The 20108-nt window shown below is 71.7% G+C and carries 20 protein-coding genes; 5 read left to right on the top strand and 15 right to left on the bottom strand.

Annotation, left to right across the window (positions count from 1 at the left end):
- Window positions 1-39: 39 nt before the first annotated feature.
- From gatB to ACZ4N5_RS33235, 9 genes are all read right to left on the bottom strand, one after another.
- Window positions 40-1554, bottom strand: a complete 1515-nt coding sequence (gene gatB / locus ACZ4N5_RS33195) for an Asp-tRNA(Asn)/Glu-tRNA(Gln) amidotransferase subunit GatB (protein WP_467760729.1) — start codon at window positions 1552-1554, stop codon at window positions 40-42.
- A 16-nt stretch (window positions 1555-1570) separates the two neighbouring features.
- Window positions 1571-1801, bottom strand: coding sequence for a hypothetical protein (locus ACZ4N5_RS33200; protein WP_389086236.1), 231 nt, complete (start codon window positions 1799-1801; stop codon window positions 1571-1573).
- A gap of 8 nt (window positions 1802-1809) precedes the next feature.
- The gene (gatA, locus tag ACZ4N5_RS33205; protein ID WP_467760730.1) at window positions 1810-3315 is read right to left on the bottom strand and encodes an Asp-tRNA(Asn)/Glu-tRNA(Gln) amidotransferase subunit GatA; all 1506 of its coding nucleotides are present in this window, start codon (window positions 3313-3315) and stop codon (window positions 1810-1812) included.
- A gap of 5 nt (window positions 3316-3320) precedes the next feature.
- A complete protein-coding gene (gene gatC, locus ACZ4N5_RS33210) occupies window positions 3321-3617 on the bottom strand; it encodes an Asp-tRNA(Asn)/Glu-tRNA(Gln) amidotransferase subunit GatC (protein WP_261705575.1) in 297 nt (98 codons plus the stop codon).
- A gap of 432 nt (window positions 3618-4049) precedes the next feature.
- Window positions 4050-6290, bottom strand: coding sequence for a putative bifunctional diguanylate cyclase/phosphodiesterase (locus ACZ4N5_RS33215; RefSeq protein WP_467760731.1), 2241 nt, complete (start codon window positions 6288-6290; stop codon window positions 4050-4052).
- 260 nt (window positions 6291-6550) lie between these two features.
- Window positions 6551-8746: an NAD-dependent DNA ligase LigA gene (ligA, locus tag ACZ4N5_RS33220; RefSeq protein ID WP_467760732.1), complete on the bottom strand. Its 2196-nt coding sequence runs from the start codon at window positions 8744-8746 to the stop codon at window positions 6551-6553.
- 15 nt (window positions 8747-8761) lie between these two features.
- Window positions 8762-9769 (bottom strand): methionine synthase, encoded by a 1008-nt coding sequence (locus tag ACZ4N5_RS33225; RefSeq protein WP_467760733.1) that lies wholly within the window; start codon window positions 9767-9769, stop codon window positions 8762-8764.
- Between the two features lie 30 nt (window positions 9770-9799).
- Window positions 9800-10498 carry an SDR family oxidoreductase gene (locus tag ACZ4N5_RS33230; protein ID WP_467760734.1) on the bottom strand — a complete coding sequence of 233 codons (699 nt, stop codon included), beginning with the start codon at window positions 10496-10498 and terminating at the stop codon, window positions 9800-9802.
- Window positions 10499-10576: 78 nt separating this feature from the next.
- The gene (locus ACZ4N5_RS33235; protein WP_467760735.1) at window positions 10577-11116 is read right to left on the bottom strand and encodes an LOG family protein; all 540 of its coding nucleotides are present in this window, start codon (window positions 11114-11116) and stop codon (window positions 10577-10579) included.
- Window positions 11117-11166: 50 nt separating this feature from the next.
- Between ACZ4N5_RS33235 and ACZ4N5_RS33240 the strand changes: the two genes are divergently transcribed.
- Together ACZ4N5_RS33240 and ACZ4N5_RS33245 are read left to right on the top strand one after the other, a co-directional pair.
- Entirely contained in the window at window positions 11167-11490 is a 324-nt protein-coding gene (locus ACZ4N5_RS33240; protein ID WP_467760736.1) for a DUF427 domain-containing protein, read from the top strand.
- 74 nt (window positions 11491-11564) lie between these two features.
- Window positions 11565-12350, top strand: coding sequence for an alpha/beta fold hydrolase (locus tag ACZ4N5_RS33245; protein WP_467760737.1), 786 nt, complete (start codon window positions 11565-11567; stop codon window positions 12348-12350).
- Between the two features lie 38 nt (window positions 12351-12388).
- Here the strand turns inward: ACZ4N5_RS33245 and mnmA are convergent, their stop codons facing one another.
- The gene (gene mnmA / locus ACZ4N5_RS33250) at window positions 12389-13510 is read right to left on the bottom strand and encodes a tRNA 2-thiouridine(34) synthase MnmA (protein ID WP_467760738.1); all 1122 of its coding nucleotides are present in this window, start codon (window positions 13508-13510) and stop codon (window positions 12389-12391) included.
- A gap of 60 nt (window positions 13511-13570) precedes the next feature.
- Between mnmA and ACZ4N5_RS33255 the strand changes: the two genes are divergently transcribed.
- On the top strand, window positions 13571-14275 hold the full coding sequence (locus ACZ4N5_RS33255) for an N-acetylmuramoyl-L-alanine amidase (protein ID WP_467760739.1): 705 nt from the start codon (window positions 13571-13573) through the stop codon (window positions 14273-14275).
- Between the two features lie 326 nt (window positions 14276-14601).
- Here ACZ4N5_RS33255 and ACZ4N5_RS33260 read toward each other — a convergent pair whose 3' ends face one another.
- From ACZ4N5_RS33260 to ACZ4N5_RS33270, 3 genes are all read right to left on the bottom strand, one after another.
- Complete coding sequence (locus ACZ4N5_RS33260; RefSeq protein WP_467760740.1) at window positions 14602-15771, bottom strand: cysteine desulfurase family protein; 1170 nt, start codon at window positions 15769-15771, stop codon at window positions 14602-14604.
- 194 nt (window positions 15772-15965) lie between these two features.
- Window positions 15966-16178, bottom strand: coding sequence for a DUF4190 domain-containing protein (locus tag ACZ4N5_RS33265; protein WP_355852469.1), 213 nt, complete (start codon window positions 16176-16178; stop codon window positions 15966-15968).
- Between the two features lie 249 nt (window positions 16179-16427).
- Complete coding sequence (locus ACZ4N5_RS33270) at window positions 16428-16595, bottom strand: hypothetical protein (RefSeq protein ID WP_467760741.1); 168 nt, start codon at window positions 16593-16595, stop codon at window positions 16428-16430.
- Window positions 16596-16780: 185 nt separating this feature from the next.
- Here ACZ4N5_RS33270 and ACZ4N5_RS33275 point away from each other — a divergent pair, with 185 nt between their 5' ends.
- A complete protein-coding gene (locus tag ACZ4N5_RS33275) occupies window positions 16781-17407 on the top strand; it encodes a TetR family transcriptional regulator (protein WP_467760742.1) in 627 nt (208 codons plus the stop codon).
- A gap of 286 nt (window positions 17408-17693) precedes the next feature.
- On the opposite strand, the gene ACZ4N5_RS33280 is transcribed toward ACZ4N5_RS33275, so the two are convergent.
- Window positions 17694-18083: a hypothetical protein gene (locus ACZ4N5_RS33280; RefSeq protein WP_467760743.1), complete on the bottom strand. Its 390-nt coding sequence runs from the start codon at window positions 18081-18083 to the stop codon at window positions 17694-17696.
- Between the two features lie 135 nt (window positions 18084-18218).
- Window positions 18219-19181, bottom strand: coding sequence for a helix-turn-helix transcriptional regulator (locus ACZ4N5_RS33285; protein WP_467760744.1), 963 nt, complete (start codon window positions 19179-19181; stop codon window positions 18219-18221).
- A 103-nt stretch (window positions 19182-19284) separates the two neighbouring features.
- Here ACZ4N5_RS33285 and ACZ4N5_RS33290 point away from each other — a divergent pair, with 103 nt between their 5' ends.
- Window positions 19285-19875: a TIGR03086 family metal-binding protein gene (locus tag ACZ4N5_RS33290; RefSeq protein ID WP_467760745.1), complete on the top strand. Its 591-nt coding sequence runs from the start codon at window positions 19285-19287 to the stop codon at window positions 19873-19875.
- Window positions 19876-20108 lie beyond the last annotated feature (233 nt).

Below are 20108 nucleotides of genomic sequence, written 5' to 3' on the forward strand. Positions count from 1 at the left end.
GTCGCGATGCACCCCCTGGGATGTGGGAAAACCCGGATCTCAGCCTTCGCTGACGCCCAGCTTCTCCAGGATGAGCTCCTTGACGCGAGCCGCGTCGGCCTGGCCGCGGGTGGCCTTCATGACCGCGCCGACGAGCGCGCCGACGGCCTGGACCTTGCCGCCACGGATCTTGTCGGCGATGCCCGGGTTCCCGGCGATGGCCTCGTCGACGGCGGCGGTCAGCGCGCCCTCGTCCGAGACGACCTTCACGCCGCGCTTGTCGACGACCTCGTCCGGGGTGCCCTCGCCGGCGAGGACGCCTTCGATGACCTGACGGGCGAGCTTGTCGTTCAGATCGCCGGAGGTGACCAGCTCGGCCACCCGGGCGACCTGCGCCGGGGTGATCGGCAGGTCCTCCAGGGCCTTGCCCGACTCGTTGGCACTGCGCGCCAGCTCACCCATCCACCACTTGCGGGCGGAGGCGGAGTCGGCACCGGCCTCGATCGTCGCGACGATCGAGTCGATGGCACCGGCGTTGAGCATCGACTGCATGTCGTGGGCGTTCACTCCCCACTCCTCGCGCAGCCGGTTGCGGCGGGCCAGCGGCTGCTCGGGCAGTCCGGCACGCAGCTCCTCGACCCAGTCACGGGACGGGGCGACGGGGACGAGGTCGGGCTCCGGGAAGTACCGGTAGTCCTCGGCCTCCTCCTTCACGCGGCCCGAGGTCGTGGACCCGGTGTCCTCGTGGAAGTGGCGGGTCTCCTGGATGATCGTGCCGCCCGAGTTCAGCACCGCGGCGTGGCGCTGGATCTCGAAGCGGGCGGCACGCTCGACGGAACGCAGGGAGTTGACGTTCTTCGTCTCGGAGCGCGTGCCGAACTTCTCGCGGCCGTGCGGGCGCAGCGAGAGGTTCACGTCGCAGCGCATCTGGCCCTGCTCCATACGGGCCTCGGATACACCGAGCGCCTTGATGAGCTCGCGCAGCTCGGCGACGTACGCCTTGGCGACCTCGGGGGCCCGCTCGCCCGCGCCCTCGATCGGCTTGGTGACGATCTCGATGAGCGGGATGCCTGCCCGGTTGTAGTCGAGCAGCGAGTGCGACGCGCCGTGGATACGGCCGGTGGCGCCGCCGACGTGCAGCGACTTGCCGGTGTCCTCCTCCATGTGGGCGCGCTCGATCTGCACGCGGAAGACCTCGCCGTCCTCCAGCTGGACGTCCAGATAGCCGTTGAAGGCGATCGGCTCGTCGTACTGGGAGGTCTGGAAGTTCTTCGGCATGTCCGGATAGAAGTAGTTCTTCCGGGCGAAGCGGCACCACTCGGCGATCTCGCAGTGCAGCGCGAGGCCGATCTTGATGGCGGACTCGACACCGGTCGCGTTGACGACCGGGAGAGCGCCGGGCATGCCGAGGCAGGTCGGGCAGGTCTGCGAGTTGGGCTCGGCGCCCAGCTCGGTCGAACAGCCGCAGAACATCTTCGTCTTGGTGCCGAGTTCGACATGGACTTCGAGGCCCATGACGGGGTCGTACGTAGCGAGTGCGTCCTCGTACGACACCAGGTCGGTCGTGGTGGTCACGGTGAAAACTTCCCTCTCAGCCCAGCAGGACGTCGTCGTCGCCCAGGCGCTTGAGCTCCCGGTAGAGGATGGCGAGGCCTGTGACGATGGCGGCGGCGGACACGGCCGCGTCGATGAGGCGCAGCGTGTCGTGTTCTTGGCGGGCCTTCTTGACCTGCTTCGCGACACCGAAGGCACCGAACGCCGTGCCGGCGATGGACAGATACGTGCCGGACTTGGACTTCTTGAAGCCCTTGGCCTTGGACATTGCCTTGCTCACAGCGACGGAGCCTCCTCAAGCAGCGGGTGCCCCCACTTTTCCACGAAGGCGGCCTCGACGGCGGCGCCGACCTTGTAAAGACGGTCGTCCTTCAGCGCCGGGGCGATGATCTGCAGACCGACCGGGAGGTTGTCCTCCGGCGCCAGACCGCAGGGCAGCGACATGGCGGAGTTGCCGGCCAGGTTGGTCGGGATGGTGCACAGGTCCGCGAGGTACATCGCCATCGGGTCGTCGGCGCGCTCGCCGATCGGGAAGGCGGTGGTGGGCGTGGTCGGGGAGACGATCACGTCCACCTGCTCGAACGCCTTCTCGAAGTCGCGCGTGATGAGCGTACGGACCTTCTGGGCGCTGCCGTAGTACGCGTCGTAGTAGCCGGAGCTGAGCGCGTACGTGCCGAGCATGATGCGGCGCTTGACCTCGGGGCCGAAGCCGGCCTCACGGGTGAGGGCGGTGACCTCCTCGGCGGAGTGCGTGCCGTCGTCGCCCGTACGGAGGCCGTAGCGCAGGCCGTCGAAGCGGGCGAGGTTGCTCGAACACTCGGACGGCGCGATCAGGTAGTACGCGGAGAGCGCCAGGTCGAAGGACGGGCAGTCCAGCTCGACGATCTCGGCACCGAGCTCCTTGAGCACGGCGACTGCCTCGTCGAAGCGCTGCACGACACCGGCCTGGTAGCCCTCGCCGCGGAACTGCTTGACGACACCGACGCGCATGCCCGTCACGCTGCCGTTGCGGGCGGCCTCGACGACCGGCGGGACCGGGGCGTCGATGGAGGTCGAGTCGAGCGGGTCGTGCCCGGCGATGACCTCGTGCAGAAGGGCCGCGTCGAGGACCGTACGGGCGCAGGGGCCGCCCTGGTCGAGGGAGCTGGAGAACGCCACCATGCCGAAGCGGGAGACCGCGCCGTACGTCGGCTTGACGCCGACCGTGCCGGTGACGGCGGCCGGCTGGCGGATCGAACCGCCGGTGTCGGTGCCGATCGCGAGGGGCGCCTGGTAGGAGGCGAGGGCCGCGGAGGAGCCGCCGCCCGAGCCGCCGGGGATCCGGGTGAGGTCCCAGGGGTTTCCGGTCGGCCCGTACGCGCTGTTCTCGGTGGAGGACCCCATGGCGAACTCGTCCATGTTGGTCTTGCCGAGGATGACGACGTCGGCGGCCTTCAGCCGCTTGGTGAGGGTCGCGTCGTACGGCGGGATCCAGCCTTCGAGGATCTTCGAGCCGACGGTGGTCGGGATCCCCTCGGTGGTGAAGATGTCCTTGAGCGCGAGGGGTACACCGGCGAGCGGGCCGAGCTTCTCGCCGGCCTCCCGCTTGGCGTCCACGGCACGGGCCTGGGCGAGGGCGCCCTCGCGGTCGACGTGCAGGAAGGCGTGCACCTTCTCGTCGACGGCCTCGATCCGGGCGAGGTGGGCCTCGGTGACCTCGACGGCGGTGAGCTCGCCGGCCGCGATCTTCCCGGCGATCTCGGCCGCGGTGAGCTTGATGATGTTGACGTTGGTGTCCGTCATGGTGATTAGTCCTCCCCCAGGATCTGCGGCACCTTGAAACGCCGCTGCTCCTGGGCCGGGGCGCCGGAGAGCGCCTGCTCGGGGGTGAGCGACGGACGGACCTCGTCCACGCGCATGACGTTCGTCAGCGGCAGCGGATGAGAGGTCGGCGGTACGTCTTGGTCGGCGACCTCGCTGACGCGGGCGACCGCGCCGATGATGTCGTCGAGCTGGCCGGCGAAGTGGTCGAGCTCTTCGCCCTTCAGCTCCAGACGCGCCAGCCGTGCGAGGTGGGCGACCTCCTCGCGCGTGATGCCAGGCATGCAGCGATCCTCTGGGGTGAGTGTGTGTGGTTTGGCCCAATCCTATGGGGCCGGGCGCCGTGCCCGCGCCCGGGTTTGCTCCCGGCGCCTTCCGGAACACGGGCTGCGGGACGGTTCGCGCCGCAAAGGGGCGCGGTCAACCGGGTGACCGACCACGGACGGGGACCGTGAGCGGGGCGGGACCGACGGCGGAACGGGCGCCCGGACGGACGGGCCCGTCGACAGGCGGGGACCAGGGGCCGGGCGGGGCCAACGGTGGGCGGGGCCGGCGACGGGTGCGGCCCGCGGGCGGGCCGGCGACCCACGGCGGGGCCGACACCGACGGCGGTTCGGCCCCTCGGGAGAGCTGGGCCCGTCGGGTGAGGGTCATGGGTGGTGCGTGAGCGGGAGACATTCGGCCGGAGGCCGGTATGACACCCCCGGAAAGGGGGACTACTCCGCCGCGGGCAACGCGGCGCGCGGCCGCTGCCATCCCCGGGACCCCCGGGCGAGCAGCCACGCCGTGGCCTCGTCGGGTGGCATCGCCGCGGCCACCAGCCATCCCTGGACGGCGTCGCAGCCGAGGTCCCGCAGCCGCTCCCAGGTCTCGTCGTCCTCGACGCCCTCCGCCACGACGAGGAGACCCAGCGAATGCGCGAGATCGACGGTGCAGCGCACGATCTCGGCGTCCTCGGTGTCCACGGCGAGCCGCGCGACGAACGAACGGTCGATCTTCAGCTCGCTGACCGGAAGCCGGCGCAGATGGACCAGAGAGGAGTAACCGGTGCCGAAGTCGTCCAGCGACATCTTCACGCCGTGCCCGGTGAGGGCCGCCAGGGTGTCGGCGGCACGCTGCGGGTCCTCCAGGAGCACGTGCTCCGTTATCTCCAGTTGGAGCGCTCCCGCCGGGACTCCGTGCCGGGCGAGGCGGGCGGCGACGGCGCCGGCGAACCCCGGTGTGTGGACGTCGCGCGGCGACACGTTCACCGCGACCGGCACGTAGAGGCCCTGGGCCCGCCAGCGCGCGACCTGTCCGAGGGCCGTCTCCAGGACGTACTCGGTGAGGTGGGGCATCAGCCCCGACGACTCGGCGATGGCGATGAACTCGTCCGGCGGTACCTTGCCGCGCTCGGGATGCACCCAGCGCACCAGTGCCTCGAGTCCGGCCACCTGCCCGTCGAAGCGGACCTTGGGCTGGTAGTGCAGTTCGACGTCACCGGTGTCCAGGGCCCGGCGCAGATCGCCCAGCAGGCCCAGCCGGTCGGGGGTGTTGGAGTCCCGCTTGGACTCGTAGACCTCCACGCCCGTGCGGTCCCGCTTCGCCTGGTACATCGCGATGTCCGCACGGCGCAGCAGCCCCTCCGCGTCGAGCGCGTGGTCGGGGAAGACGGCGAGCCCGGCGCTGGCCTCCAGGACGAGGGTGAGTCCGTCGAGGTCGAGCGGCGAGCCGAGGGCGGCGACCAGATTGCGGGCGACCCGCGTGGCCGACGTGGTGGAGTCCGCGACCGGCAGTAAGACGGCGAACTCGTCACCGCCGAGCCGCGCGGCCTCCGCTCCGCGCGGCAGTGCGAGCCGCAGCCTGTCGGCTATCTGGAGGAGCAGCCGGTCGCCTGCGAGATGCCCCAGGGTGTCGTTCACCGAACGGAACCGGTCCAGGTCGATCAGCATGAGGGCGGAGCGTGCGCCGATGCGCTCGGCGTCGTCCAGCGCCGTCCAGGTGCGCTCCAGCAGCCACTGACGGTTGGGCAGCCCGGTGAGTGGGTCGCGCAGTTGCTCCTCGGCCCGTGCGCGGGCTATCCACAGGGTGGAGTCGAGGGCGATCAGCGGGATCGAGAACAGCGGCAGCAGCATCGGCTGGGCCAGCGCGACGACGCAGATCAGCGGCGCGATGCCGAGCAGGGCCACGGCGACGAGTCCCTGTCTGACCAGGGCCGTACGGGCGACGGTGGGCAGGCCGCCGCCGCGCGGTGCGTTCAGGTACCAGAGCAGGGCGCGGGTGACGGCGAGGTAGGCGCCCGCGACCAGCACCACCTGAGGGGCGGCGTAGAACGTCCACGCCAAGGGGTCCCAGGGCGTCTCGACGCTCGGGAACCGTCCGAACGACGCGAGGACCAGGGCGCCGGCGCCGATGCCGAGGATGTCGACCGCGCCGTGCAGGACGCCTTGGCGCCAGCGGTTTCGGCGGGCCGTGCCGACCAGGACGACGACGGTCAGGCTGACCATGCCGGCGGGAACCCAGCCGTAGAGCAGCAGGACGGCGAGGGTGAGTGCCGCGCCGGAGCCGGTGCCGCCCCACCAGCGGGCACGGCCGAGGGCGACCAGGTGGCCGACGATGATGCCGGTCAGCAACGCCAGCGACCAGCCGACGGCGCCGCACGGGAAGAGCGCGTGGTGACCGGTGAACGCCCGGTAGAAGCCCGCGCCCAGGACGAACACGGCGGTGGCCACGACCGCCGACGGCAGTGCGGGCCAGGACATATGGCGTTCGGGGTCATGGCCGGGCAGGCCGGTGCCGCGCTCTGCGGTGAGACGGCCGACGCCGGGGCCCACGGGAGCGGCGAGCGGTGCCGCGCGCAGCCCGCTCGGGGCGGGGCGCTCCGAAGGCCGTCCCGTCCGCAGGCCTGCCAGCCACGCGCCGGTCATCCGGCGCAGGCGCAGCCGTGAGTCGGGAGCGGCGCTCTCGGTCGGTTCCATTCCCGTCCCTCTCACTGCCGGCGGTGCCCACGCCACGCGGTCCGTTGCCGGCGACAACTGCCAACGGTGCCGCGTCGGAAAACCCTTCCCCTGGCTCGTGCGGAGCAGGGGATGCGCCGGCCGCAGCCGGGCACGGCAGGCGCACACCTCAACAGTAGGCCGCAGAAGGCTTCCACGGGCAGCGGTCGACGACGGTTGCCCGAATGCGACCCAGTCACCCGCATGGAACCGATATGCGCCGAACGGGTGGTCTTCAACCGCTATTCCTCGACCGGAAGCGCGACTTCCGCCGCCGCGTCCGGTCCTTGTCCGAGCAGGACCGCGAAGCCCTCCTCGTTCAGGACCGGAACCTTCAACTGCATCGCCTTGTCGTACTTCGAGCCAGGATTGTCGCCCACCACAACGAAGGATGTCTTCTTCGAAACAGAACCGGTCACTTTTGCTCCACGGCTCTGGAGTTCCTCCTTCGCCCCGTCCCGCGTGTGGTGTTCGAGCGTGCCCGTGACCACGACAGTGAGTCCTTCGAGCGGGCGGGGGCCTTCGTCCTCCCCCGCGCCCTCGTCCTCCATCCGGACACCGGCGGCCTTCCACTTGCGGATGATCTCGCGGTGCCAGTCCTCGGCGAACCACTCCTTGAGCGAGGCGGCGATGATCGACCCGACGCCCTCGGTGGTGGCGAGCTCCTCCTCGGTGGCCTCCTCGATCCGGTCCACGGAACGGAACTCCCGGGCCAGCGCCTCGGCCGCGACCGGCCCGACGTGACGGATCGACAGGCCGGTGAGAATGCGCGCGAGCGGGCGCTCCTTGGCTGCGGCGATGTTCTCCAGCATGGCAAGCGCGTTCTTCTTGGGCTCGCCCTGCTGGTTGGCGAAGACCGTGGCGATCTTCTCCTCGCCGGTCTTCGGGTCGCGCTTGGGCAGCCCGCTGTCCTGGTCGAGAACGTACGCCTTGATGGGCAGCAGCCGCTCGATGGTGAGGTCGAAGAGGTCGCTCTCGTCCTTCAACGGCGGCTCGGACGGCTCCAGCGGCTTGGTGAGGGCCGCCGCGGCGACGTACCCGAAGTGCTCGATGTCCAGCGCCTTGCGGCCCGCGAGATAGAAGAGCCGCTCGCGCAACTGGGCAGGGCAGGCCCGCGCGTTCGGGCAGCGCAGGTCGACGTCGCCCTCCTTCATGGGCCGCAGCGCCGTACCGCACTCGGGGCACTCGGCCGGCATCACGAACTCCCGCTCGCTGCCGTCCCGCAGGTCGGCGACCGGTCCGAGGATCTCCGGGATCACGTCACCGGCCTTGCGCAGCACCACCGTGTCCCCGATGAGGACGCCCTTGGACTTCACCACGTCCTGGTTGTGCAGGGTGGCGAACTCGACCTCGGAGCCCGCGACCGTGACCGGTTCGACCTGCGCGTACGGCGTGACCCGGCCCGTACGGCCCACGCCGACGCGGATGTTGACGAGCTTGGTGTTGACCTCCTCGGGCGCGTACTTCCAGGCGATCGCCCAGCGCGGTGCGCGCGCGGTGGAGCCGAGCCGGCCCTGGAGGGGGATCTCGTCGAGCTTGACGACCACCCCGTCGATCTCGTGCTCCACGGAGTGGCGGTTCTCCCCGTAGTACGCGATGAACTCCCGTACGCCGTCCAGGTCGTCGACCACCTTGGCGTACCGCGTGGTCGGCAGTCCCCAGGTGTGCAGCAGGCCGTAGGCCTCGGAGAGACGGCCGAGGCCCTCGAAGCCCTCCAGGGCACCGATGCCGTGGACGACCATGTGGAGCGGCAGGGTCGCGGTGACCTTGGGATCCTTCTGGCGCAGCGAACCGGCGGCAGAGTTCCGGGGGTTGGAGTACGGCTTCTGCCCGGCCGCCACCCGACGTGCGTTGAGGTCCTCGAACGCCTCCATCGGGAAGTAGACCTCGCCGCGGATCTCGACGAGCCCAGGGACGTGATCGCCCTTCAGCCGGTGCGGGATCTCCGCGATCGTCATGACGTTGGGCGTGATGTCCTCGCCGGTCCGGCCGGTGCCCCGGGTGGCCGCGCGGGTGAGCCTGCCGTCCTCGTACGTCAGGTTCACCGCGAGGCCGTCGACCTTGAGCTCGCACAGGAAGTGGTAGCCGGACGAGCCCACGTCCTTGGCCACACGGCCGGCCCACGCGGCGAGCCCCGCGTCGTCGAAGACGTTGTCGAGGGAGAGCATGCGCTCGCGGTGCTCGACCTCGTCCAGGTCGGTCTCGTACTCGACGGCGACCTTCTGGGTCGGCGAGTCCGGTGTGCGCAGCTCGGGGTGCTCGTCCTCCAGCGCCTCCAGGGAGCGCAGGAGGGTGTCGAACTCCGCGTCGCTGATGACGGGGGCGTCCTTCACGTAGTACCGGAAGCGGTGCTCCTCGATCTGCTCAGCGAGCTGCGCGTGCTTCTCCCGTGCCTCGGCGGGTACCGATGTGGGCTCTGCGTGCTTTTCGCCGGCCACCGTTGTGTCCTCCCGTTACTCTGGGTTGTCCGCGAGGGATCTCGCCGCCCGGACGCAGTGGGCCAGCGCCTTGCGCGCGAAGTCGGGGGAAGCCCCCGCGAGTCCGCACGACGGAGTGAGCGTGACCGCCTCCGCGAGAAGACCCGGCCGCAGCCCCAGCCTGCGCCACAGCGTCCTGACACCCATGACGCTACCGGCAGGGTCCGACAATGGGACGTCCACGCCGGGGATGACACCGGCGAAGAGCCGGGTACCGCCTTCGACCGCTTCCCCGATCGCGTCGTCGTCACGCTCGGTGAGGAGCGAGAAGTCGAAGGAGATGGCCGAGACGCCCGCCCGGCGCAACAGGGCGAAGGGGACGTCGGGCGCGCAGGAGTGGACCACGACGGGCCCGTCGCCGTGCACCCCGACGACGTCCCGGAGCCTGGCCTCGGCGACCTGACGGTCCACGGCGCGGTTGGTGCGGTAGCCGCTGGCGGTCGGAACCTGGCCGCGGAGCACGGCGACGAGGGAGGGTTCGTCGAGCTGCAGAACGATCTGGGCTCCGGGGATCCGCCGGCGCACGTCCTCCAGGTGGAGGCGCAGTCCCTCGGCGAGCGATCCCGCGAGGTCGCGGCAGGCGCCCGGGTCGGAGAGGGCGGACTCGCCGTTCCTCAGCTCCAGCGCGGCGGCCAGGGTCCAGGGACCGACTGCCTGCACCTTCAACGGGCCCTCGTACCCCTGGGTGAACTCCTCCAGGGCGTCGAGGTCCTCCCCCAGCCACGACCGGGCCCGCTTGGTGTCCCGGCCCGGCCGGTCCCCGAAACGCCAGCCGCTGGGCTCCACGCGCGCGTACAGCTCGACGAGCATCCCCGCGGTCCGGCCGATCATGTCCGCCCCGGGCCCCCGTGCGGGCAGTTCGGCCAGGAACGGGAAGTCGTCGAGGGAACCGATGACGGTCTTCGCGGCCTCCCGCGCGTCACCGCCCGGCATGGACCCGACCCCGGTGGCGGAACCGAACCTGAACTCGCTGTTTTCGCTCACCACGGAAGCGTACGTAATCCCGGGGGGAGGTCAGCCGCCCGGCCGCACCGTCAGGTCGTTGACCTCGGCGTCCCGGGGCAGGTCGAGCGCCATCAGGATCGTCGTCGCCACCGACTCGGGGTCGATCCACCTGGCGGCGTCGTACTCCTTGCCCTCCTGCTGGTGGACCTTGGCCTGCATGGGACTGGCGGTACGGCCGGGGTAGACGGAGGTCACCCGGACCCCGTTCCCGTGCTCCTCGTGCCGCAGGGAGTCGGCGAGGGCCTTCAGTCCGTGCTTGGAAGCGGCGTAGGCGGACCAGTCGGCGTGGGCGCTCAGGCCGGCGCCGGAGTTCACGAAGACCACGTGTCCCTGGGCGACGCGGAGCTGGGGCAGGAAGTGGCGGGTCAGCTCGGCGGGGGCGATCAGGTTGACGTTGAGCTGATGGCGCCAGGACTTCGGGGTCAGCTCGCCGACCGGCCCGAGGTCGACCACGCCCGCGATGTGCAGCAGGGAGTCGACGCGGCCGGGAAGCGTCTGGTGCGAGAACGCCCAGGAGAGCTTGTCGGGGTCCGCCAGATCGCCGACCAGGGTCTTCGCCCCGGGGAACGCGGCGGCCAGTTCCTTCGCCCGGCCGGCGTCCCGCGCGTGGAGCACGACTTCGTCCCCGCGCGCGTGCAGACGGCGGGCGACGGCCGCGCCGATGCCGGAACCGGCCCCGGTGATCACATGTGTAGCCATGGACGCCATGCTCGCATCACCGGGTACCGGCCCCGAACCGGGTGCCGACGCGTCACCGGACACCGGCGCTCGCGGGGCGCCGACGCCTCACAGGGTGCCGACGCTCTCCTCCAGGTAGGCCAGCGCCCCCACCGGCTCCTCGGCGAAGAACACCAGGTCGGTGAGTGGGCGCGGCAGGAAGCCCTCGGCGTCCATCCGGCGGAACTGCTCCTTGAGGCCGTCGTAGAAGCCGGCCGTGTTGAGCAGGACCACCGGCTTCTCGGTCTTCCCGTGCTTCTTCAGCTCCAGGATCTCGGTCGCCTCGTCGAGGGTCCCGGTGCCGCCGACCATGACGACCACCGCGTCGGCCTTCGCCAGGAGCAGTGCCTTGCGCTCGGCCAGGTCTCGGGCGACGACCATCTCGTCGGCGTCCGTGCGGGCCTTGGCGGCCAGGAAGTCCACGGAGACACCCACCAGCCGCCCGCCCGCCTGCTGCACTCCGTCGGCGACCACCTTCATCAGCCCGACGTCGGAGCCGCCCCACACCAGGGTGTGGCCGCCCTTGCCGAGGAGTTCGGCGAACTCCCGCGCGGGGCGCGTGTAACGGTCGTCGAGGTCGGCGGCGGACAGGAAGACGCAGATGTTCATGTCCTCACCGTACGCGGGAACGATTCGGGGCTCGCGAGCGCTTTCCCGGTATGGCTGAAGGACACACGATCACCATCGAGCAAAGCGCACAGCACGTCCGCGTCGTGCACGGCGGCCAGGTCCTGGCGGAGAGCGACCGCCCCCTGGTGCTGCGCGAGACCGGCTGTCCGGTGCGTTATTACCTCCCGCCCGAGGACGTCCGCCTGGACCTGCTGACGCCCTCCGACACCCACACGTACTGCCCCTTCAAGGGCACCGCGTCCTACTGGTCGCGCCCCGACGCGGCCGATCTCGTATGGACCTATCCCGACCCCAAGCCCGACGTCTCCGAGATCAAGGACCATCTCTGCTTCTACGAGGTGGACGTGTCCTGAGATCCGGGCGGACCCGGGCCGACGCGGGCGTGGTGACGCGATGAGTTCCCGGTCGCCCGGCAGTCTCTACAGACATGGACAAGAAGACCATCTCGCGCGACGGGACCCCCATCGCGTACGAACGCTACGGTGACGGCCCGACGGTCGTCCTGGTCGGCGGCGCCATGTGTACGGGTGCCACGCTGGCGCCCCTGGCCGAGGCCCTCTCGAACCGCTTCGGCGCCATCACCTACGACCGGCGGGGCCGCGGCGACAGCGGCGACACCGCGCCCTTCGCGGTGGCCCGGGAGGTCGAGGACATCGCGGCGCTGATCGAGGCCTCCGGGGGCAGCGCGGCGCTCTACGGCATCTCGTCGGGCGGCGCGCTGGCCCTGGCGGCGACGGCGAGCGGACTGCCCGTCCGCGAAGTCGCCGTCTACGAGACGCCGTTCGCCGTCGACGAGGGGGCCGGCAAGGAGCGCGCCGAGTACACGGAGCGGCTGACCGAGCTGCTCGGCCAGGACCGGCGCGGGGACGCGGTCGAACTGTTCCTGACCCTGGTCGGCACGCCTCCGGAGATGATCGCCGGAGTGCGCATGTCGCACGCCTGGCCCGGCATGGAGGCCATCGCGCCGACCCTGGCGTACGACGACGCCGCGATGGGCGGCGGCCGGGTGCCCCGCGAGCGGCTGGCCGCGCTTTCCGTGCCAGTGCTGTCGATCGCCGGCGACGCGAGCCCCGCGTGGATGCGCGAGGCGGCGCGGACCGTCGCGGACGCGGCGTCGAACGGGTCGTACCGCACGCTGGCGGGGCAGACCCACATGGTGGATCCGCAGGTGCTCGCGCCGGTGCTGGCGGAGTTCTTCACGACGAACGGTTAGCCGCGGGACGGTGGAGGGGCCCGATCGCGGTCGGACGGCTAGACGTCCGCCGTCGCGCGCGTGGTCGTCGCGATCGTCGCCGACCCCACGACGCGGGTGCCCTCGTACAGGACGATCGCCTGGCCGGGGGCCACGCCGCGGACCGGCTCGGTGAAGCGGACGTCCAGGGAACCGTCGACCAGTTCGGCGCTCACCTCGGTCTCGCCGCCGTGGGCGCGGAGCTGGGCGGTGTAGGTGCCGGGGCCCGTCGGGGCCGCACCGCACCAGCGGGGCTTGACGGCGGTCAGCGCGGACACGTCCAGGGAGGCGGCCGGGCCGACCGTCACCGTGTTGTTCACCGGCGAGATGTCGAGGACGTAGCGCGGCTTGCCGTCGGCGGCCGGGGTGCCGATGCGCAGCCCCTTGCGCTGGCCGATGGTGAAGCCGTACGCGCCTTCGTGGGTGCCGAGCCTGGCTCCGGACTCGTCGACGATGTCGCCCTCGGACTTGCCGAGCCGGCCCGCGAGGAAGCCCTGGGTGTCGCCGTCGGCGATGAAGCAGATGTCGTGCGAGTCCGGCTTCTTGGCGACGGCCAGGCCCCGGCGCTCGGCCTCGGCGCGGATCTCGTCCTTGGTGGTGACCGTGTCGCCGAGCGGGAACAGCGCGTGGGCGAGCTGGCGGTCGTCGAGGACACCGAGGACGTACGACTGGTCCTTGGCCATGTCGGAGGCGCGGTGCAGCTCGCGCGTGCCGTCCTCGCGGACGATCACCTGCGCGTAGTGGCCGGTGGCGACCGCGTCGAAGCCGAGCGCGAGCGCCTTGTCGAGCAGGGCGGCGAACTTGATCTTCTCGTTGCAGCGCAGGCACGGGTTCGGGGTGCGGCCGGCCTCGTACTCGGCGATGAAGTCCTCGACCACGTCCTCACGGAAGCGCTCGGCGAGGTCCCAGACGTAGAAGGGGATGCCGATGACGTCGGCCGCGCGGCGGGCGTCGCGCGAGTCCTCGATGGTGCAGCAGCCGCGCGCGCCGGTCCGGAACGATTGCGGGTTCGCCGAGAGGGCGAGATGCACGCCCGTCACGTCGTGCCCGGCCTCGGCGGCACGGGCGGCGGCTACGGCGGAGTCCACTCCGCCGGACATGGCGGCGAGGACGCGGAGGGGGCGCTGCGAGGTGTCAGTCATAACCCCTCCAGAGTACGGGGCCGCGGGAACCGGAGCCCGCGAGTATCCGTTGAAGATCGCATGGGGGCGAAAAAGGGGAAGCCGGGGAAGCCACGGAGCGGTGGTGCCGGGGCGGGATCCAAGGACGCGGACCAGCCGGTCGGGCGCCGGGTGCTGCTCATCGGCGGCGCGCTGGCCACCCTGAGCGTGGCCGGGCTCGCCCGGGAGAAGCTGTCGCACCTGTGGTGGCGGCTGCCGGGTGTGGAGAAGGCGCGGGTCGCGGGGGCGGTGGACTTCCGGGGCGCGCAGTGGGTGGCGGCCTCGGCGGCGAACTGGCGGCGGGCCGACCGTCCCGACGACTACGCGATAGACCGGGTGGTCATCCATGTCACCCAGGGCGGCTTCGCGAGCGCGGTGAGGGTCTTCCAGGACCCGCGGCACCGAGCGGCCGCGCACTACGTCGTCCGCAAGGACGGTCATATCACCCAGATGATCCGCGAGCTGGACGTGGCGTTCCACGCGGGCAACCGCGAGTACAACGAACGCAGTGTCGGCATCGAGCACGAGGGTTTCGTCGACCGCGCCTCGTCGTTCACGGACGCGATGTACGAGGCCTCGGCACGGCTGACGGCGGGGATATGCGGGCGGTACGGCATACCCGTGGACCGCGAGCACATCATCGGGCACGTCGAGGTCCCCGGCACGGACCACACGGACCCCGGACGGTACTGGGACTGGGACCGTTACATACGGCTCGTACGGCGGGCGCGCACAACCCGCGCGTAGGTCTGGGAGAGCGCTTTCGCAGCGTGGTCACAGGCAGCGACGCCGGGGGCCCGGGGCACCACATCGGGATGCTGTGAGGCGTGCCCGGGAAGCGCATGTCCGTTGCGTCCCGTGCCGCCGCCGTGACCAGTGGGCCATCAACTCCCCCTTCCCCTCAGGTGAGTTGATCCTGAATTCAAGTCATCGGATTTCACAGCGAAGAAGGTGTTCTCCTAAGTCGGCCTCATTCGTCGCACAGTCCGTGGGGCGAGAGTCCACCGCCATGACGCACTCCACGCAGCCCGCCTCCGGCGCGGGCAAGGGCACGGCGAGGGGGCGCGGCGGTGTCAGGTGAGGCCCGCCATGCGGGCCCGCTCCACCGCCGGGCCGATCGCCCGCGTCACCGCCGCGACGTCCGCCTCCGTGGAGGTGTGGCCGAGCGAGAAGCGCAGGGTGCCCCTGGCGAGGTCCGGGTCGGTGCCGGTGGCGAGGAGGACATGGCTCGGCTGGGCCACGCCCGCCGTACACGCCGAGCCGGTGGAGCACTCGATGCCCTGCGCGTCGAGCAGCAGGAGCAGCGAGTCGCCCTCGCAGCCCGGGAACGTGAAGTGCGCGTTGGCGGGCAGTCGACCGCCGGGCGCCGGGTCGCCGCCGAGGATCGCGTCGGGCACGGCCTTGACGACGGCGTCGGTCAGGTCGTCGCGCAGCGCGCCGATCTCGCGGGCGAACCACTCGCGCCGCTCGGCGGCCAGCCGGCCGGCGACCGCGAAGGACGCGATCGCGGGCACGTCGAGCGTGCCGGAGCGGACATGGCGCTCCTGACCGCCGCCGTGCAGCACGGGTACGGGGGTGTACTCGCGGCCCAGGAGCAACGCGCCGATCCCGTACGGGCCGCCGATCTTGTGGCCGGACACCGTCATCGCGGCGAGGCCGGAGGCGGCGAAGTCGACGGGGATCTGACCGAAGGCCTGGACCGCGTCGGCGTGCAGCGGGATACCGAACTCGGCGGCGACGTGCGCCAGTTCACGGACCGGCATGACGGTGCCGATCTCGTTGTTGGCCCACATGACCGTGACGAGGGCGACATCGTCCGGGTTGCGGACGATGGCCTCGCGCAGGGCGTCGGGGTGGACGCGGCCATACGCGTCGACGGGCAGGTACTCGACCGTGGCGCCCTCGTGCTCGCCGAGCCAGTGGACCGCGTCGAGGACGGCGTGGTGCTCGACGGGGCTCGCGAGAACGCGGGTACGGGCCGGATCGGCGTCTCTGCGGGACCAGTACAGGCCCTTCACCGCGAGGTTGTCGGCCTCGGTGCCGCCGGAGGTGAAGACCACCTCGCTGGGGCGGGCGCCGAGGGCGTCCGCCAGTGTTTCGCGGGCTTCCTCGACCGTCCGCCGGGCACGGCGGCCGGCGGCGTGGAGGGAGGAGGCGTTGCCCGTGACGCTCAGTTGGGCGGTCAGGGCCTCTACTGCCTCGGGAAGCATGGGGGTGGTCGCGGCGTGGTCGAGGTAAGCCATGGTGGGCTCGATTCTACGGGCCCGCTCTCCCCTCGCCTCGGCCCCCACCGGCGTGGCCGCCAGCCCCGGCTCGCGCAAGGAGTCGTGGCCTGCTCCCCGGAGCCGCGCCCGGACCCTTGTGCGGCACGTTCGGCACGTGCGGCGCGTGCGGCGCCGACGCGGACCGCACCGGAGCCCCGGCCGTCGCGACCGCCTCAGAAGCTCCAGGACACCGTGCTGTCGAACTGCATGAAGGCGACCAGGACGACCAGGTCGGCCACACCCAGACCGAGGCCGAGGAAGGCGCGGCCCCGGCGGGCCGTGCCGCGCCAGAGGGCGACGGAGGCGAGGACGATGGCGATGGGGCCCAGGAAGACGTTCAGCACCAGGAGCCCGAGAAGGCCGAGGATGAAGGCGGCCACGGCCATGCCGTCCGCGTCCTGGACGGCGGTCCGGCGCGTGACACGGGCGGCCTCGGTGGTGCCGGCGGCGCGGGCGGCCTCGGCCGTGCGATCGAGGCCAGAGGTACGGGTCGCGTCAGAGGTACGGGCAGCGCTGGTGGTGCGGGTCGTGCCGGTGGTGCGCGTGGTGAGTTCCATGACGTGAGTCAGCTCCCAACGGTCAGTCGGTGTAGGTGTGGGACCAACGGCCGGTCGGCAAAGGTGCGGGACCAACGGTCAGTTGGCGGAGGGGTGACGTCGGCGGGCGCTGCGCTCGCGCAGCGCGAAGACGACCAGCCAGACGCCTATGACGGCCGCGGCGACGAGGCTGACGGACAGCGGGGCGTGCGCCACGGAGCCCATGACGACGCCGAGCAGCAGGAGTGCGGCGACGAGGAACAGCATGAGATGCCTCTCGAAGAAGTCTCGAAGTCCTGTCCCGGAACGTCCGGGACCTCAACGGTGAGGCCCCGATGTTTCCGGGACTTGACGGCTCAGTGAACGGTTGTAGTAACACTTGTTCACTGACTCTTGAGTCTAGCGCGCTCCACGGCTTTTAAATTCCAGAGAACAGTTGTTAACTGCATGGCATGAGTCACACTCTCGGCATCCGCCAGGCGCAGAAGCAGAAGACCCGACAGGCGCTGCTGGACGCGGCGTTGGGGCTTCTGGAGGAGCAGAGCCTGAGCAGCCTGGGGCTGCGCGAGGTCACCCGCGCCATCGGAGTCGCTCCGACCGCCTTCTACCGGCATTTCCGATCGACGGCGGATCTCGGCGTGGCGCTGGTCGAGGAGGCGCTCGGCAGTCTGCACCCGATGATCGAGGACACGGTGTCCGCGGCCGGCGACAGCGACGAACGCATCACCCGGGCCGTGGAACTGATCGCCCACCACGTCGGGACGCACCCGGCGCACGTCCGGTTCATCGCGCGCGAGCGGCACGGCGGGGTCCAGCCGGTGCGGGACGCGATCCGCGAGCAACTGGCCCGGTTCGCCGACGAGGTCAAGGACGCGCTGGCCGAGCACCCCGAGTCCGCGGGGTGGAGCGACGACGATCTGCTGATGCTCGCGGGGCTGTATGTCGACCACATGCTGATGGCCGCCTCGGCGTTCCTGGAGGCGCTGGACGGCTCCGAGGCGGAGCGCGAGCGGGTGGCCCGGGTGGCGAGCCGCCAGATGCGGCTGATCAGCATCGGCCGCCGCCACTGGCTCGGCTGACGGCCCCGGCTGACGACCCCGGCGGACGACACGGGAGGGCGACGGTCGCCGCCGGCACAGGAGGCGCCCCGCCGGCACCCGGGCGCACCACGCCGGGCACCTGCCCTCGTACGCCGCCGGGCGACCGGCGACCGGCGACCGGCGAGGGGCAACCCGCCATGCCCTGCCCAGGTCACTCCTCCGGTCCCGAGGTGCGTCACTCCGCTCCCCGCCCAGGCAGCCCTACCGCCGCCGGACCGCCGGATCGCCGTACCGCCGTACGTACGAAGGCGGCTTCTCCGATACGTCAGCCCTGCGCAGCCGACTGCCCCTGGCCCTGGCTCTGGCCCTGGCTCTGGCCCTGGCCCATCTGGCCACCGCCGGGGCCTCCTCCGCAGCCGCCCTGGCCGCCGCCCATGCCGCCGCCGGGGGCGCCGCTCGGCATGCCCGACGGGTTGCCGGAGGGGGCCTTCCCGGTGGGCATGCCCGAGGGGGCACCCGAGCGCGAGGGCATGCCCGAGGGCGCACCGCTGGGGCGTCCGGAGGCGCCGCCCGGCATCCCGGAGGGGCGGGTGCAGTTCTGTCCGCCGGAGGTCCTGCTGGTCGAGGACGATGCATCGCCGGAGCCGCAGGCCGCCAGCAGCGGCGAGAGCGCGAGGACGGCGACGAAGGGAACGAGTCGGGCACGACGGTTCATGGGGCAACTCCCAGTCAAGTCACGTGGGCCGGTTGACGAAAGCCGGACGAGCGGGAGCCAGAGCACCAGATCCACGTAGGGCCGCGCTGTGCCGAAGCTGTGCCTTGCTGTGCGACGCGCGCTCGGCGCCGGGGCTCAACCCCCCTCGTACACCGCGCTGATGGCGGCGGCCGTCGCGGCCAGTTCCTCCCGCGCCTCGGCCGGTGCGAGGACCTCCAGCGCATCCCCGAAGGCCAGCAGCGTGCGGGACTCCCGCACCGAGCCGAGGGAGAGACGCGCGGTCACCCACTCGCTCGTGCCGTCGTCCTCGGGCAGCTCCGCGAGGGAGGCGGCGTTGAGGCGTACGAACATGTCGAGGCGGGAACGCCGTACCCGAACCGTGACGTCGAGACCCCCCGGCCGCTCCTCGACCTGGCGGCGCAGCACCTCCCAGACGGCGGCGAGTTCGACGCCCGGACGGCGCCGCACCGGGTCCGGCAGAAGGGTGGCCCCGCGGACCCGGTCGGCGCGGAACAGCCGTGGGCCGCCGCGCCGGTCGGCGACGAGGTACCAGACACCGGCCTTGGAGACGAGTCCGTACGGGTCGACGGTGTAGGTGCGCGGTTCGGTGTCGCCGCCGTGCCGGTAGCGCAGCCGCAGCCGGCGGTCGGTGAACACGGCGTCCTGCAACACGTCCAGATCGACGGCCCGTTGGGGCCCGCCCTTCCAGCGGGTGGCGTCGACGAGGACGCGTCGGCTGGTGACCTCGGCGGCCGGCCGGAAGGGTGCGGGCAGCGCGGCCATCACCTTGCGCAGCGCGGAGCCGAGCGCCGCGTCGAGGCCGAGGGCGGCGTGGGCGCCCTGCGCGGCCAGGATGAACAGCGAGCGGGACTCGTCCGCGGTCAGTCCCGTGACGTCCGTACGGAATCCGGCGAGCAGCTCGATGCCGCCGTGCCGCCCGCGTTCGGCGTAGACCGGGACGCCGGAGGCGGACAACGCCTCGATGTCCCGGTAGATGGTGCGCACCGACACCTCCAGCCGGTCGGCGAGTTCGTGCGCCGGGACGCGTCCGCGGGTCTGGAGCAGCAAGAGGATCGAGAGCAGGCGGTCGGACTTCACGGACCCAGGATCGCGCCCGCCGGAGGCCGTCCGCAAATGTTGACGGAAACTGTCAAGTTATGCGTCGAGAGTGAGGGCACACCGACACACGGAAGAGGTAGTCATGAACGCCATGGACCCCCGCCCCCTGTACAGCCGCGCCGCCGAGCAGATCGCGTCGCTGATCGGGACCGTCCGGCCGGAGCAGTTGGACGGTGCCACGCCGTGCACCGAGTTCGACGTACGCCTGTTGCTGTCGCACATGGTCGGCGGCACCCGGCGGATCGCCGTGATCGGGGCGGGCGGCGACGGACTCGCGGTGCGGCCGTTCGCCGACGGGGTGCCGGACGACGGCTGGAGCTCCGCCTACGACGAGGTCCGGGCGGCGGTCCTCGCGGGATGGGCGGACGACGCCCGGCTGGAGGCGCCGGTGCGGGTGCCCTGGGGCGAGGCTCCCGGGCGCATCGCCCTCGCCGGGTACGTCATGGAGGCCGTCACGCACACCTGGGACCTCTCCGAGGCGCTTGGCCGGCCGCTCGAACTCGATCCGGAACTGGCCGAGTTCGCGCTCGCGATCGCCGGCCGCGTACTGCCCGACGAGGGGCGCGAGGACCCCGAGCTGCCCTTCGGCCCGGTGGTACCGGTCCCCGAGGGCGCCGACGCCTACGAGCGGCTGGCGGCCTGGACGGGCCGCCGCCCACTGGTGACCGCCTGACGGCCCGAGACGTCGCTGCGGAGCGCAGGCCGGGGCACCCGGACGGTGCCCCCGATGCCCGCGACCGGGACACCGGCAGCGGGCACCGCAGGCACCGCGGCGGTGGTACGGACCACGGGTGCCACCGACGACGTGGCGCCGGCACGGGCCGGCGATGCCGCCGAAGACCGGACCAGGACACGAGGGCCCCGAGTCGCCCCTTGGACGCGGCGGCGCCGATCCCCCCGAAGGTG

Source organism: Streptomyces sp. NPDC026500 (assembly GCF_055567635.1).

Excerpts from the sequence above, each read along its gene's own strand:
- ACZ4N5_RS33200 (WP_389086236.1), bottom strand. The coding sequence starts at position 1,801 with ATGTCCAAGGCCAAGGGCTTCAAGAAGTCCAAGTCCGGCACGTATCTG.
- gatA (WP_467760730.1), bottom strand. The coding sequence starts at position 3,315 with ATGACGGACACCAACGTCAACATCATCAAGCTCACCGCGGCCGAGATC.
- gatC (WP_261705575.1), bottom strand. The coding sequence starts at position 3,617 with ATGCCTGGCATCACGCGCGAGGAGGTCGCCCACCTCGCACGGCTGGCG.
- ACZ4N5_RS33215 (WP_467760731.1), bottom strand. The coding sequence starts at position 6,290 with ATGGAACCGACCGAGAGCGCCGCTCCCGACTCACGGCTGCGCCTGCGC.
- ACZ4N5_RS33230 (WP_467760734.1), bottom strand. The coding sequence starts at position 10,498 with ATGGCGTCCATGGCTACACATGTGATCACCGGGGCCGGTTCCGGCATC.
- ACZ4N5_RS33235 (WP_467760735.1), bottom strand. The coding sequence starts at position 11,116 with ATGAACATCTGCGTCTTCCTGTCCGCCGCCGACCTCGACGACCGTTAC.
- ACZ4N5_RS33240 (WP_467760736.1), top strand. The coding sequence starts at position 11,167 with ATGGCTGAAGGACACACGATCACCATCGAGCAAAGCGCACAGCACGTC.
- ACZ4N5_RS33245 (WP_467760737.1), top strand. The coding sequence starts at position 11,565 with ATGGACAAGAAGACCATCTCGCGCGACGGGACCCCCATCGCGTACGAA.
- mnmA (WP_467760738.1), bottom strand. The coding sequence starts at position 13,510 with ATGACTGACACCTCGCAGCGCCCCCTCCGCGTCCTCGCCGCCATGTCC.
- ACZ4N5_RS33255 (WP_467760739.1), top strand. The coding sequence starts at position 13,571 with ATGGGGGCGAAAAAGGGGAAGCCGGGGAAGCCACGGAGCGGTGGTGCC.
- ACZ4N5_RS33260 (WP_467760740.1), bottom strand. The coding sequence starts at position 15,771 with ATGGCTTACCTCGACCACGCCGCGACCACCCCCATGCTTCCCGAGGCA.
- ACZ4N5_RS33265 (WP_355852469.1), bottom strand. The coding sequence starts at position 16,178 with ATGGCCGTGGCCGCCTTCATCCTCGGCCTTCTCGGGCTCCTGGTGCTG.
- ACZ4N5_RS33270 (WP_467760741.1), bottom strand. The coding sequence starts at position 16,595 with ATGCTGTTCCTCGTCGCCGCACTCCTGCTGCTCGGCGTCGTCATGGGC.
- ACZ4N5_RS33275 (WP_467760742.1), top strand. The coding sequence starts at position 16,781 with ATGAGTCACACTCTCGGCATCCGCCAGGCGCAGAAGCAGAAGACCCGA.
- ACZ4N5_RS33280 (WP_467760743.1), bottom strand. The coding sequence starts at position 18,083 with ATGAACCGTCGTGCCCGACTCGTTCCCTTCGTCGCCGTCCTCGCGCTC.
- ACZ4N5_RS33290 (WP_467760745.1), top strand. The coding sequence starts at position 19,285 with ATGAACGCCATGGACCCCCGCCCCCTGTACAGCCGCGCCGCCGAGCAG.